The following is a 12987-nucleotide window of genomic DNA, read 5'->3' as shown; positions in this document are numbered from 1 at the left end:
TGGCTGCGCGGCGCCGTCCGCTCCGAGGCCCGCCGCACCCGGCACACCGCGAGCATCGAGATGCCGTACGCGTCCGAGCCCGCCGACGACAGCCGGCCCGGCCCGGAACAGCTCGCGCTCACCGCCGCCCGGCGGCGGGCCCTGCACTCCGCCGTACGCAAGCTGCCGGGCCGCTGTCCGCGTCTCATGGCCGCGCTGCTGTCCCCGCAGGACCTCACATACCGGGAGATCGCGGGGGAGTTGGGTATCTCACAGGGCAGTCTCGGTCCGGAACGTTCCAGATGCCTGGGTTGTCTGCGCCGAATGCTTACGTCGGAGGTTGCGGCGTACGAAGCACGGGGATAGGAGTGAGGGACAACGGCGGAACAGGTGAGCGGGAGGCATGCACACATGGGCATGAGCGTGACCATCTCGGCGGCGACCGAACAGGACGCCGAACAGATCCTCAAACTGCAGTTCCTCTGCTACCAGAGCGAGGCCGAGCTGTACGGCGACTACAGCATCGAGCCCCTCACCCAGCCCCTCGACTCCCTCAAGGCGGAGCTCGCGGGCGGCACGGTCCTGGTTGCCCGGCTGGGCGACGAGGTGGTGGCCTCGGTGCGTGCGGCGGTGGATGCGGATGGCACGGCCCGCATCAACAAGTTGATCGTCCATCCGCGGATGCAGCGGCACGGGCTGGGCGGGCGGTTGCTCGACGCGATCGAGTCCCGGCTGGCCGAGGACGGCGGGGCGAAGAGTTTCCAGCTCTTCACCGGGCACCGCAGTGAGCACAATCTGCGGTTGTACCGGAAGCACGGTTATCAGGCTGTTTCCACGGAGCGGGTGGATGAGCGGCTGAGTCTGGTGACCCTTGCGAAGGGGTCTTCGACCAGTGCTTTTGTCGCCAGCGCGTAGCGCTTCGCGGAGGTGGGGCGTGTGTCTGCGGGCGCGTTGGGGCTGGTCGCGCAGTTCCCCGCGCCCCTAGAAGCGGGGCGCGCCAAAGCCGGTGCATGTCTATGAGGTGGCTGCCCTGCTGCGGCGGAGCCAGAACAGTGCCGTCACCGGTAGCAGGACCGGGATGAACAGGTAGCCCATTCCGTAGTCCGACCAGACCGTGGCGTCGGGGAAGGCGGAGGGGTCCGCCAGGGTCCAGGTGCCCACGGTCAGGACGCCCGCGAGTTCGGCGGCGCAGCACACCAGCGCCGCCTTGCGGGCCGTCTCGCCGCCGCGTACGAGCGAGTACGTGATGAAGCCGTAGACCAGACCGGCCGCCGCGGACAGTGAATAGGCGAGCGGCGCCTTGTCGAACTCCGTCGCGATCTGCACGGCGGAGCGCGACACGGCGCCGACGACCATCACGCCGTACAGCCAGACCAGCAGGATGCCCGGACCGCCGATGAGCCGTGTCCGCCCCGGCTGCTTGTCGGTCGCCGCCATCTCAGCCTCCCCAGATGTCGTAGAGCCGCACCTGGAGCACGGCGAGGACCACACCACCGGCCGCGACCGTGATCGAACCCCAGCGGGTGCGCTCCGCCAGCGACATGAAGCCGGCCGCCGGGATGCACGCGAAGGAACCGATGAGGTACGCCACGAAGATCGTCGTGCCCTGCTCCGGCTTCTCGCCGCGGGCCAGCTGGACGATGCCCACCACCAGCTGGACGAGGGTGAGCACCGTCACCACGGCCATACCGATGAAGTGCCAGTCCTTGGTCGGCTGGTCGCGATGGGCGGCCCAGCCGCACCAGGCGGCGAGCGCGAGCGCGGCGACGGCGGTCACAACCGTCAGGGCATCAAGCATGCCGCGACCCTATTACGGGCCAAAAGACCCGATGCGATCGCCCCCGGGGTGCCCCGTAGGGTCGAGGGCATGAAGATCCAAGCCGATGCCCTGCTGTTCGACAACGACGGAACGCTCGTCTCGTCCCTGGAGTCGGTGTACCGCTGCTGGACCCTCTGGGCCGAGGAGTACGGGATCACCGCCGAGGAGTTCGCGCGGGTCGAGCTGCACGGCCGTCCCGCCGCTGAGATAGCCGCCGACCTGCTGCCCGCCGACCAGGTCCCCGAGGCCGTCGTGCGCATCGAGCAGCTGGAGGTCGAGGACGTCGAGGGCGGTGTTCATCTCCTGCCGGGGACCCGGGCGCTCCTCGACTCCGTGCCCGCCGACCGGTGGGCCGTCGTCACCTCCGCGACCCGGCGGCTGGCCGAGGCCCGCCTCGACGAGGCCGGGATCCGGCCCAAGACCCTGATCGCCGCCGACGACATCACACGCGGCAAGCCCGACCCCGAGCCGTTCCTGCTCGCCGCCCGCCGCCTCGGCGTGGACCCGGCCCGCTGCGTCGTCTTCGAGGACGCGCCCGCGGGTCTGCAGGCCGGCCGCTCCGCCGGGATGACCACCGTGGCATTGACCACAACACACCAGGCTGCCGAGCTGCACGCGGACGTCGTCGTCGGTGACCTTTCGGCCGTGTCGGCGCTGGTCACGGACGGGGGAGTGGAGATCTCCGTCGGCGACTGAGGAGTGTCCACCGCTGTCCGCGATGCGGACAGCGGTTCCCGGTCCCGCGCATACGTCTGCTTTACTTTTCTCATGACCACGACGAGCAGCCGCATCCTTGCGACCGAGGCGACCATGACGCCCGGTGCTCGCTGTATGTGTCGAATGTGCGCCTTCTAGAGGGCCCCCGCACCACCCAGAGCCTCGCGCCCCGAAGCGAGACCGCTCAGGTCTGCCCGTACGACCCTTTCGTACGCGACTGAGCCTGCCCCGCGCACGCAGTTCTGCCGAAACCCGGCTTTCATCGCCACCGCGTGAACAATCGTGCCGCGTTCCGACCGAATGCACCCGTGCCCGGCGCACACCCACGCCCTGCACTCGACAGTGACGGAAACCCCAGTGATCACGACAACAGGCCTGAAGAAGGTCTACCGCTCGCGCGGCCGTGAGGTCACCGCCCTGGACGGCGTCGATCTGCACGTCCGCGAAGGCGAGGTGTACGGCGTCATCGGACAGTCCGGCGCCGGCAAGTCCTCCCTCATCCGCTGCGTCAACCTCCTGGAGCGCCCCACCGCCGGCACCGTGACCGTCGCCGGACAGGACCTCACGGCCCTCGCCGGCCGCGGCCCGCGCGCGGGCCGGGAGCTGCGGAGGGCGCGCAGCCACATCGGCATGGTCTTCCAGCACTTCAACCTGCTGTCCTCGCGGACGGTCCAGGACAATGTCGAGCTGCCGTTGGAAATCCTTGGCACGTCAGGGAAGGAACGTTCCCGCAAGGCGCTGGAGCTGCTGGACCTGGTCGGCCTCTCCGACAAGGCCAAGTCCTACCCGGCCCAGCTCTCCGGCGGCCAGAAGCAGCGCGTCGGCATCGCCCGCGCCCTGGCCGGCGACCCGAAGGTGCTCCTCTCCGACGAGGCGACCAGCGCGCTGGACCCCGAGACCACCCGCTCCATCCTCCAGCTGCTGCGCGACCTGAACCGGCAGCTGGGCCTGACCGTCCTGCTCATCACGCACGAGATGGACGTCGTCAAGAGCATCTGCGACTCGGCCGCCCTCATGGAGAACGGGAAGATCGTCGAGTCCGGCACCGTCAGCGAGCTGCTGGCCACCCCCGGCTCCGAGCTGGCCGCCGCGCTCTTCCCGGTGAGCGGCGACGCCTCCGCCGACGACCGCACGGTCATCGACGTCACCTTCCACGGCGACGCCGCGACCCAGCCGGTCATCTCGCAGCTCTCGCGCACGTACAACATCGACATCTCGATCCTGGGCGCCGCGATGGACACCGTCGGCGGCAAGCAGGTCGGCCGGATGCGCATCGAACTGCCCGGCCGCTACGAGGAGAACGTCGTGCCGATCGGCTTCCTGCGCGAGCAGGGTCTGCAGATCGATGTTCAGGGCGAGGCGCCCGTGCTGGTGAAGGAAGGTGCCAAGTGACCTGGTCGGAGATGCAGCCGCTGCTGGAGCAGGCCTGTTGGGACACCCTCTACATGGTCGGCTGGTCGACGGTCATCGCCGTCGTCGGCGGTCTGCCGCTGGGCATCCTGCTGGTCCTCACGGACCGGGGCGGCCTGCTGCAGAACACCGTGCTGAACAAGGTCATCGGGCAGGTCGTGAACATCGCCCGCTCGATGCCGTTCATCATCCTGATGGTCGCGCTGATGGGCTTCACCCGCTCGATCACGGGCACGACCATCGGCCGTGAGGCTGCCATCGTGCCGCTCGCGATCGGTGCGATCCCCTTCTTCGCGCGCCTCGTCGAGACGGCGGTCCGCGAAGTGGACGGCGGGCTCGTCGAGGCCGTGCAGTCGATGGGCGGCAACACCTGGACCGTCGTCCGCAAGGTGCTCGTCCCCGAGTCGCTGCCGTCGCTGATCTCCAGCACCACCACGACGATCGTCGCGCTGATCGGCTACTCGGCGATGGCGGGCACGGTCGGCGCGGGCGGACTCGGCGACATCGCCATCCGCTACGGCTACCAGCGCTTCGAGACCGAACTGATGTGGATCACCGTCGGCATCCTCGCCGTGGTCATCTCCCTCATCCAGTTCGCCGGGGACTTCGCAGCCCGCGGGCTGCACCGCCGAGGTGGCCAGTCCGGCGCCGCTCCGAGGCTCAGGCTCCTGAAGGCCGCCACCGCGACCAGCAAGACCGTCTGACCCCTACGGCTCACGCCCTCACCTCCTCGCCCCCCCACCCCCTCGTCCTCACCCCCTTAGTTCTCCCCGCACACCCTCCGCGGGGCCGCTACACCCTCAGGAAAGGCACTTTTCGTGCGTAACACTGCCAAGTTCACCACCGCCGTCCTCGCCGCCGGAGCCCTCACCCTGGGTCTCACCGCCTGCGGTTCGGAGGAGGCCTCGGGCTCCGCCGACACGAGCGGCCCGCTGGTCGTCGCCGCGAGCCCCGTCCCGCACGCCGAGATCCTCACCTACGTGAAGGACAACCTGGCGAAGGACGCGGGCCTCGACCTCCAGGTCAAGGAGTTCACCGACTACGTCCTGCCGAACACGGCGACCCAGGACGGCTCCGTCGGCGCCAACTACTTCCAGAACCAGCCGTACCTCGACGACTTCAACAAGAAGAACGGCACCGACATCGTGCCCGTCGTCACGGTCCACCTGGAGCCGCTCGGCCTCTACTCCAGCAAGGTCAAGAAGGCCGACGAGCTGAAGAGCGGTGCGACGGTCGCCGTCCCGAACGACACGGTCAACGAGGCGCGGGCACTCAAGCTCCTCGACGCCAACGGGATCATCACGCTCAAGGACGGCGCGGGCAACGACGCGACCCCCAAGGACATCGCGAAGAACCCGAAGAACCTCAAGTTCAAGGAGCTGGAGGCGGCCCAGACCCCGCGCTCCCTGGACGACGTCGACGCCGCGGTGATCAACGGCAACTACGCCATCGAGTCCGACCTCAAGCCCTCCGAGGACGCCCTCGTCCTGGAGTCCGCCGAGAACAACCCGTACGGCAACTTCCTCGCCGTGAAGAAGGGCAACGAGGACGACCCGCGCGTCAAGAAGCTCGCCAAGCTCCTGACCTCCCCCGAGGTCAAGAAGTTCATCGAGGACAAGTACGCCGGCTCCGTCGTCGCGTCGTTCTGAGCCCGCTTCCAAGGATCGAGGACGACCACAGATGCGTAAGCCCGTATTTCCCGCCGCCGCGGCCGCACTTGCCCTGGGACTCGGGCTCACCGCCTGCGGTTCCGAGTCCGGCTCGGGCGACGGCGGTTCCGACGGACCCCTCGTCGTCGGCGCCACCGCGGTCCCGGCCGGCGAGGTCCTCTCGTACATCAAGAAGGACCTCGCCGCCAAGAACGGACTCGACCTGGAGATCAAGGAGTTCACGGACTACGTCCTGCCGAACACCGCGCTCCAGGAGGGCTCGCTCGACGCGAACCTGTACCAGAACGAGCCCTACCTGGACGACTTCAACAAGTCCAAGGGCACCGAGCTGGTCCCGGTCGTGAAGGCGTACCTGCCGCCCATGGGCGTGTACTCGAAGAAGGTCCAGGACGTCACGGAACTGGCCGACGGAGTCACCGTCGCGGTGCCGAACGACATCACCAACGAGGGCCGCGCCCTCAAGCTCCTGGCCTCCGAGGGCGTCATCACGCTCAAGGACGGCGTCGGCACGACCGCGTCCCCGGCGGACATCGTCAAGAACCCGAAGAACCTCAAGTTCAAGGAACTGGAACCGGCCCAGCTGCCGCGTTCCCTCGACGACGTGGCCGCCGCGGTCATCAACAACAACTACGCCCAGGACGCCGGCCTCAGCCCCGCCGAGGACGCCATCCTGCTGGAGTCCGCGAAGAACAACCCGTACGCGAACCTCCTCGCCGTGAAGAAGGGCAACGAGGACGACCCCCGGGTCGAGAAGCTCGCGAAACTCCTGACCTCTCCAGAGGTGACGAAGTTCATCAAGGACAAGTACCAGGGGTCGGTCCTGCCGGTCACCTCCGGCTGACGCCGTTTCGCTCGCACTCACGGGGTCGATTCGTCGACAACGACTCGGCCCCGTGGTGCAGTTCGGTGCTTTCATGCTGCATGCTGGGCAGTTCAGCAGGCCCGACGGTCCCTGATGGTTACGGAGCGGCGCATGACTAACACCTTCCCCGACATCTCCCTCAGCACGGAGCGGTTGGTGCTGCGCCCTCTCGAGGACGAGGACGCTCCGGCCCTCACGGAGATGATGAACGACGAGCAGGTCGTGGCCTGGACCTCCGTTCCGCACCCCTTCACCGAGGACGCCGCCCGCTCCTGGATCAACCGGTACGCGCCGGGCGAGCGCACCTCCGGCCGTGGGCTCGACCTCGCCGTCACCGAGTTCCTCACCCAACGCCTGGTCGGCATCGTCCAGTTGGGCAAAACGAATTGGCATGTCCGCTCCACGGAGCTGTCCTACATCGTCGCCCCCTGGGCGCGCGGCGAGGGATACGCGTCCGAGGCGGCCCTCGCCACCGCCCAATGGCTCTTCGGCGACCAGAAGTTCGAGCGCCTGGAGCTGCGCACCGCCGCGGACAACACCGCCTCGCAGCAGGTCGCGCAGAAGATCGGCTGCATCAGCGAGGGTGTCCTGCGCAACGCCTGTATAGCGCGCACCCGTACCGAGGACGGGAGCTGGGTCGCCCTGCGCACCGACTTCATCGTGTGGGGCTTGCTCCCCGAGGACATCGAGGGCATCGCCGAGCAGCTCGCCGACACCGGCGGCTTCACCTCGTACTCCGACTGGAACTGACGCCGCGGCCGGACCGCCATCGCGCGGAGGACGGCCGGACCCGCGCCCCCACTCCCGCAAGTCCCGAGGTACGCTCACGGGGCTCCGCATGCCTGCCTGGCGGCCGCATGCCCATCCGAGACCTGCGAAGACTCCAGGAGACTGACGACGATGGCCGACCGGGTCACGGTGATCGGCTGGGACGGCTCGCCGCTGACCGACGCGGCGCGCTCGGCTCTCGGTGCCGCCACGCTGGTGGCGGGCGCGGGCCATCACCTGGGCCTCCCCGAGATCCCCGCGGGCGCCGAGCGAATCCGGCTCGGCAGCGCCGCCCTCGCCGCCCGCCGCATCGCCGCCCACCGGGGCACGGCCGTCGTCCTCGCCGACGGCGACCCGGGCTTCTTCGGAGTCGTACGCACCCTGCGCGCCCCCGAGTTCGGCCTGGAGGTCGAGGTCGTCCCGGCGGTGTCGTCCGTCGCCGCAGCCTTCGCCCGCGCCGGTATGCCCTGGGACGACGCACAGGTGGTCGTCGCACACCGGCGCACCCTGCGACGCGCGGTGAATGTGTGCCGCGCCCACACCAAGGTCGCCGTCTTCACCTCGCCCGGAGCCGGCCCCGCCGAGCTGGGCCTGCTCCTCGACGGAGTCCACCGCACCTTCGTCATCTGCGAGGAACTGGGCACCGCGCGCGAACGCGTTACGATCCTGACCTCCGACAAGGTCGCCGACCACACCTGGCGCGACCCGAACATCGTCATCGTCATGGGCGGGCCCGTCGCCGCCTCCGAGGGCGGCAGCTGGATCGCCGGACGCGACCCGGGAACGGGACCGCGCGGCTGGGCCCTGCCCGACGAGGTGTACGGCGGCGATCTCGGCGAGGGCGAGACCGAGGTGCTGCGGGCGGCCCAACTCGCCCGCCTGGGACCGCGCGTCGGCGACCTCGTGTGGGACATCGGCTCCGGCAGCGGCGCCTTCGCCACGGAGGCCGCCCGCTGCGGCGCCGCCGTCATCGCCGTCGACCGCGACCCGAACGCCTGCGCCCGCACCATGGCCACCGCCCGCCGCTTCGGCGTCCAGCTCCAGATCACCCACGGCACCGCGCCCCACATCCTGGAGAACCTGCCCGAACCGGACGTCGTACGCGTCGGGGGCGGCGGCGCCGCCGTGGTCTCCGCCGTCGCCGACCGGCGCCCGCAACGGATCGTCACGCACGCCGCGACACGCGACGCCGCCGAACTCGTCGGCAGGGACCTGACGGAGCACGGCTACCAGGTCGAATGCGCCCTTCTGCAGTCCGTCGAGCTGGACACCCGGGCCTGGACGGAGAAGGAGCGGAGCGTCGCTTTCCTGCTCACCGGACTCCTGCCCGACCGCGCCCTGTGATCCGGTTGTCGTACCGCGCGCGGTAGGCTGGCCGATCGTTGCACTGCGCTCGGCTTGTCCGGTATTTCGCCGGTCAATGTCCGGAAAACGCACCTGTTTTGGGATGCGTGTGGTACGGCGGAAAACCGGAGGACGCGCAACGTGGCGCAGTCCACAGCGGGCCGTGGCGGATCACCCTGTCGCGGTGGCGGGCCGACCGCGACAATGCCTGTTAATGGTTTTGTCGACCGGTCGTTCGTGCCGCCCGGCACGCATGCTCGTTACTTCATTGCGGGCGGTCGGTGCGCCGCTCCGGACGAGCAGGTCGTTGGAGCACTAACCGATGGGCGAGGGGTTACGCATGACCGACACCGGCCAGGTCCCGGGCGAGGGGCTGCCGGAGAACCAAGGCATGGTGGAGCAGCCGGGCGTCCCCGCCCCCGGCGCGTACACCTACCTCTCCGACACCACCGCCGAAGACGAAGACCTGTTGCTGCTGCCGGGCGCCCAGGGCGCGTGGGGCAACGAAGTGGCCCCGCCGGCCCCGGCGCCGGTCGTCGAGACCGTCCACGAGCCGGGACCGCACGAGACGGCGGGCCGCGACAGCGGCTCGGTCGACCTCAGCGCCGTCCGGATGTCCTCGCCGGCTCCACAGCCGCCCGTCGCCCGTCGCCCGCTGCACCTCGGCCCGCCCACCCCGGACGGCGCCGGCAGCCCGGTCCGTTCCTTCGCCGACCGCGGCCCTGCGGGAGCACCGGTCCACGCCGTTCCCGTACGCCAGGCCGGTCCGCCGACGGTCGGTCCCGAGTACCTCGACGTGCCGCGGGACGAGATCGCGCTGCAGGGCGCGGCTCCCTGGGGAGCGCAGGCGCAAGTACAGGTCGCGCCGCCGGTGGCACAGGTCGGCGCCGAGGCCACGGGTGCAGAAACGGTCTTCCCCGAGGGTGGGGGAGCGCACGCCGGTGGCACGCCGGACGACGGGCCCGCGCCGGTCGCGGAGGCCGCGCACGTCCCCGACGCCGGGGGTGTCCCGCTCGCGGGCGGCGAAGGAGTCCCCGCCGCTCAGTCTCCCGCCGAAGCGCCCGCCCCCGAGCCGGCCCAGGCGGAGCAGGCACAGCAGGTGCATCCGGACCCGTCGGGCGCTGCCGAGGTCGCCGAGGCCGGGCCCGCTCCCGTCCAGGCCGCCGCCGACGCTCCGGAGGCGGAGCCGGCCCCTGAGGCCGTACCGGCTCCGGACCCCGCGTACGTTCCTCAGCAGCCGGAAGCCGGGCAGGCTCCCGAGGGCATGCAGGTTCCCGAAGCCGTGCAGGTTCCCGAAGTGGTCCAGGCACCGGAGGCCGTCGCCCAGGCTCCGGAAGCCGTCCAGGTCCAGGACTACGCGCAGGCCCCGCTGCTCGCGGACGGTTCGCTCTTCCCGCAGGCCCCGGAGACGCCCCAGACCCACGAGGTCGCCCAGACCGCCCCCGAGTTCGCGCCCGCTCCGGACCTCGCCCAGTTCCCGCAGCCCACGCCGTTCCCGGTCGCACCCGTCGCCGCGTACGCCTCGCAGCAGTCGGACGACACCGGCTCGCACACGCCCGAGGCGTACCAGCCTCCGCAGGCGCCCGACGAGGTGCAGCCCGCGCACGCGGAGCCGGACCCGCAGGCCGCTTACGCAGCGGAGCAGCAGTTCCTCCAGGACCCGGCGGCCGCGCAGTTCGCCGAAGCCGGTCCGCAGTCCGAGATCCCGCAGCAGCAACCGCAGTCGGCGGAACCCGCGCCCGTCGTGCACGAGGCCGCCCAGGCCCAGGAAGCCGTCCAGACCCCGCAGTTCGCGGAGTCCGCAGAAGCGCCCGTCGTGAGTGTCGCCGACGTCGACCACTCGCAGGCGGCCCCGGTCGACATGGCCGCACAGCCCGAGACACCGGAACCGGTGGCGGTACCCGACCAGGTCGCAGCACCGGAACCGGTCGTGGTCCACGGCGACCCGACCTACGGCGACCCGAGCCACAACGCCCCGCCCCAGGGCCACGAGCCCCACGGCCACGAGCCCCACGACGAAGCGGCCGTCCCCACGGCCGCCCCCGTGGAGGTGGCCCACGCGGAAGAGAGCGTCGGCCAGTTCGTGCAGGTCGAAGGCACCATCCCGACCACCCCGCACCTGGCTCCGACCCCGCCGCACGCCATGACCGTGCCGCCCTTCCCGGAGGAGCTCGCCGAGCAGCCCGCCGAGGAGACGGCGGCCCCGGTCGAGGCGACCGCCGAGCAGCCCGTGACCACTGAGCAACTCGTGGCCACGGAGCAAGCCACGCCCGTCGAGCAGCCCGCGCCCGCGCCCGAGTCCGTGCCCGAAGCCGCGCCCGCGGAGGAGCCGGCACTCGCCCTCCCCACTCCCAGGGAGCCGGAGCCGGCCCCCGAGGCCGAGGCAACTCCCGTACCGGAGGCTCCGGTCGAGGACCCGGACCAGGACGCGGAGCCCGTAGCCGCACAGCACGCGGAGGACCTGGACACCAGGGCCGCCGACCAGGAAGAGAGCACGGCCGCCGTGGCAGAGACGAGAGAGCCCGCCGGTCCGGCCGCGCCCGGCTACGACGACGCCGAGCGCGAGGCCGTCCTGCGCGTGATGCGCGAGCGCCGGGACATCCGTAACGGCTTCCGCAGCGACCCCATCCCGCACGACGTGCTGCTCCGAGTCCTGGAGGCGGCCCACACGGCACCGTCCGTCGGCCACTCCCAGCCGTGGGACTTCGTCGTCATCCGCTCGGCGGAGACCCGCCGCACGATGCACGAACTGGCCCAGCGCCAGCGCGAGGCGTACGCCAAGTCGCTCCCCAAGGGCCGCGCGAAGCAGTTCAAGGAACTGAAGATCGAGGCCATCCTCGACACCCCGGTGAACATCGTCGTCACCGCCGACTCGACCCGGGGCGGCCGGCACACACTCGGCCGTCACACCCAGCCGCAGATGGCCCCGTACTCCTCCGCGCTCGCGGTCGAGAACCTCTGGCTCGCCGCCAGGGCCGAGGGTCTGGGCGTGGGCTGGGTGAGCTTCTTCGACGAGCGGGAGATGGTCCGCGAACTGGGCCTGCCCGAGCACCTGGACGTCGTCGCCTACCTCTGTGTCGGATACGTCGACGAGTTCCCGGAGGAGCCCGAGCTGCTGCAGGCGGGCTGGTCCAAGCGCCGCCCGCTCTCCTGGGTCGTCCACGAGGAGACGTACGGCCGTCGGGCGCTGCCCGGTGAGGAGCCGCACGACCTGCTCGCCGAGACCGTCTCCAACATCCGCCCGCTGGACGCCAAGGCGCTCGGCGAGGCGTGGGAGCGCCAGAAGCGCATGACCAAGCCGGCCGGGGCCCTGGGCATGCTGGAGATCATCTCCGCCCAGCTCTCGGGCCTCTCCCGGATGTGCCCGCCGCCGATCCCGGAGCCCGCGGCCGTCGCGATCTTCGCGGGCGACCACGGTGTCCACGCCCAGGGCGTCACCCCGTGGCCGCAGGAGGTCACCGGCCAGATGGTGGCCAACATCCTCGGCGGCGGAGCGGTCTGCAACGCCTTCGCCAACCAGGTCGGCGCCGAGGTCTGCGTCGTGGACGTGGGCGTGGCATCCGACCTGCCCGCGACCCCGGGCCTCCTGCCGCGCAAGGTCCGCGCGGGCACGGCCGACATGACGACCGGCTCCGCGCTGACCCGCGAGGAGGTCAAGGCGGCCATCGAGGTGGGCATCGAGACGGCCCGCGACCTCGTGGCGGCCGGCAACAAGGCCCTGATCACGGGCGAGATGGGCATCGCCAACACCACCGCGTCCGCTGCCCTGATCTCCGTCTTCACGGACAGCGACCCGGCCGACGTCACCGGCCGCGGCACCGGCATCAACGACGAGACCCTGGCCCGCAAGACCGAGGTCGTACGCCGTGCCCTGGACCTCCACCAGCCGGACCCGGCGGACCCGATCGGCGTCCTCGCGGCCATCGGCGGCCTGGAGCACGCCGCGATGGTGGGCCTCCTCCTGGGCGGCGCCTCCCTCCGCACCCCGGTGATCCTGGACGGCGTCAGCGCCGGCGCCGCCGCCCTGGTGGCCCGGGCCATCGCCCCCGAGGTCCTCGCGGCCTGCATCGCCGGCCACCGCAGCGCCGAACCGGGCCACGTGGCCGCCCTCAACAAGCTCGGCCTCCGCCCCCTGGTCGACCTGGACCTCCGCCTCGGCGAGGGCACAGGCGCCCTCCTGGCCCTCCCGGTGGTCCAGAGCGCGGCACGAGCAATGCACGAGGTGGCGACATTCGACTCGGCGGGGGTAACCGAGAAGTAGACCCGAGTCGTCGGTCTGTGGGCAGGCGTTCCGCAGGGCGATGGGGGTCCCCCCGCTCGAGCGAAGCCGAGAGTGGGGGAGGGTGGGCACAGACCGACGACGGACCCGCACCTGCGGGGGTCCGGGGCGCGGCCCCAGTTTCGGGGTGGGTGGGGGT

The 12987-nt window shown here is 71.0% G+C and carries 12 protein-coding genes; 10 read left to right on the top strand and 2 right to left on the bottom strand.

What is annotated here, in order from left to right:
• The coding region (locus tag O3Q52_RS35920; RefSeq protein WP_269652807.1) for an RNA polymerase sigma factor at positions 1-345 on the top strand (345 nt) is incomplete at its 5' end.
• Positions 346-390: 45 nt separating this feature from the next.
• The gene (locus tag O3Q52_RS35915; RefSeq protein ID WP_269652806.1) at positions 391-894 is read left to right on the top strand and encodes a GNAT family N-acetyltransferase; all 504 of its coding nucleotides are present in this window, start codon (positions 391-393) and stop codon (positions 892-894) included.
• A 99-nt stretch (positions 895-993) separates the two neighbouring features.
• Here the strand turns inward: O3Q52_RS35915 and O3Q52_RS35910 are convergent, their stop codons facing one another.
• Both O3Q52_RS35910 and O3Q52_RS35905 read right to left on the bottom strand, forming a co-directional pair.
• The gene (locus O3Q52_RS35910; RefSeq protein ID WP_269652805.1) at positions 994-1416 is read right to left on the bottom strand and encodes a hypothetical protein; all 423 of its coding nucleotides are present in this window, start codon (positions 1414-1416) and stop codon (positions 994-996) included.
• Between the two features lies 1 nt (position 1417).
• Positions 1418-1777, bottom strand: a complete 360-nt coding sequence (locus O3Q52_RS35905; protein WP_269652804.1) for a hypothetical protein — start codon at positions 1775-1777, stop codon at positions 1418-1420.
• A 69-nt stretch (positions 1778-1846) separates the two neighbouring features.
• Between O3Q52_RS35905 and O3Q52_RS35900 the strand changes: the two genes are divergently transcribed.
• The 8 genes from O3Q52_RS35900 (at position 1847) to cobT (ending at position 12830) form a co-directional block, all read left to right on the top strand.
• A complete protein-coding gene (locus O3Q52_RS35900; protein WP_269652803.1) occupies positions 1847-2494 on the top strand; it encodes an HAD family hydrolase in 648 nt (215 codons plus the stop codon).
• A 321-nt stretch (positions 2495-2815) separates the two neighbouring features.
• Positions 2816-3907: a methionine ABC transporter ATP-binding protein gene (locus O3Q52_RS35895; protein ID WP_269652808.1), complete on the top strand. Its 1092-nt coding sequence runs from the start codon at positions 2816-2818 to the stop codon at positions 3905-3907.
• Complete coding sequence (locus O3Q52_RS35890) at positions 3904-4629, top strand: methionine ABC transporter permease (protein ID WP_269652802.1); 726 nt, start codon at positions 3904-3906, stop codon at positions 4627-4629. The genes O3Q52_RS35895 and O3Q52_RS35890 overlap by 4 nt, the downstream gene beginning before the upstream one ends.
• A 114-nt stretch (positions 4630-4743) precedes the next feature.
• Positions 4744-5574, top strand: a complete 831-nt coding sequence (locus O3Q52_RS35885; RefSeq protein ID WP_269652801.1) for a MetQ/NlpA family ABC transporter substrate-binding protein — start codon at positions 4744-4746, stop codon at positions 5572-5574.
• Between the two features lie 31 nt (positions 5575-5605).
• A complete protein-coding gene (locus O3Q52_RS35880) occupies positions 5606-6436 on the top strand; it encodes a MetQ/NlpA family ABC transporter substrate-binding protein (RefSeq protein WP_269652800.1) in 831 nt (276 codons plus the stop codon).
• 132 nt (positions 6437-6568) lie between these two features.
• Positions 6569-7207 carry a GNAT family N-acetyltransferase gene (locus O3Q52_RS35875; protein ID WP_269652799.1) on the top strand — a complete coding sequence of 213 codons (639 nt, stop codon included), beginning with the start codon at positions 6569-6571 and terminating at the stop codon, positions 7205-7207.
• 150 nt (positions 7208-7357) lie between these two features.
• Positions 7358-8569 (top strand): precorrin-6y C5,15-methyltransferase (decarboxylating) subunit CbiE, encoded by a 1212-nt coding sequence (gene cbiE, locus O3Q52_RS35870; RefSeq protein ID WP_269652798.1) that lies wholly within the window; start codon positions 7358-7360, stop codon positions 8567-8569.
• Between the two features lie 340 nt (positions 8570-8909).
• Positions 8910-12830 carry a nicotinate-nucleotide--dimethylbenzimidazole phosphoribosyltransferase gene (cobT, locus tag O3Q52_RS35865; RefSeq protein WP_269652797.1) on the top strand — a complete coding sequence of 1307 codons (3921 nt, stop codon included), beginning with the start codon at positions 8910-8912 and terminating at the stop codon, positions 12828-12830.
• The last annotated feature ends 157 nt before the right edge of the window (positions 12831-12987 follow it).

This window comes from Streptomyces sp. ActVer (assembly GCF_027270795.1).
GTDB classification, from domain to species: Bacteria; Actinomycetota; Actinomycetes; order Streptomycetales; family Streptomycetaceae; genus Streptomyces; species Streptomyces umbrinus_A.
The sequence above is the reverse complement of the archived record's forward strand: the minus strand, read 5'-3'. Positions and strand labels throughout refer to the sequence as shown.

Bases quoted from the DNA above. Each gene is read 5' to 3' on its own strand.
- O3Q52_RS35915 (WP_269652806.1), top strand. From the start codon at position 391: ATGGGCATGAGCGTGACCATCTCGGCGGCGACCGAACAGGACGCCGAA.
- O3Q52_RS35910 (WP_269652805.1), bottom strand. From the start codon at position 1,416: ATGGCGGCGACCGACAAGCAGCCGGGGCGGACACGGCTCATCGGCGGT.
- O3Q52_RS35905 (WP_269652804.1), bottom strand. From the start codon at position 1,777: ATGCTTGATGCCCTGACGGTTGTGACCGCCGTCGCCGCGCTCGCGCTC.
- O3Q52_RS35900 (WP_269652803.1), top strand. From the start codon at position 1,847: ATGAAGATCCAAGCCGATGCCCTGCTGTTCGACAACGACGGAACGCTC.
- O3Q52_RS35895 (WP_269652808.1), top strand. From the start codon at position 2,816: ATGCACCCGTGCCCGGCGCACACCCACGCCCTGCACTCGACAGTGACG.
- O3Q52_RS35880 (WP_269652800.1), top strand. From the start codon at position 5,606: ATGCGTAAGCCCGTATTTCCCGCCGCCGCGGCCGCACTTGCCCTGGGA.
- O3Q52_RS35875 (WP_269652799.1), top strand. From the start codon at position 6,569: ATGACTAACACCTTCCCCGACATCTCCCTCAGCACGGAGCGGTTGGTG.
- cbiE (WP_269652798.1), top strand. From the start codon at position 7,358: ATGGCCGACCGGGTCACGGTGATCGGCTGGGACGGCTCGCCGCTGACC.
- cobT (WP_269652797.1), top strand. From the start codon at position 8,910: ATGACCGACACCGGCCAGGTCCCGGGCGAGGGGCTGCCGGAGAACCAA.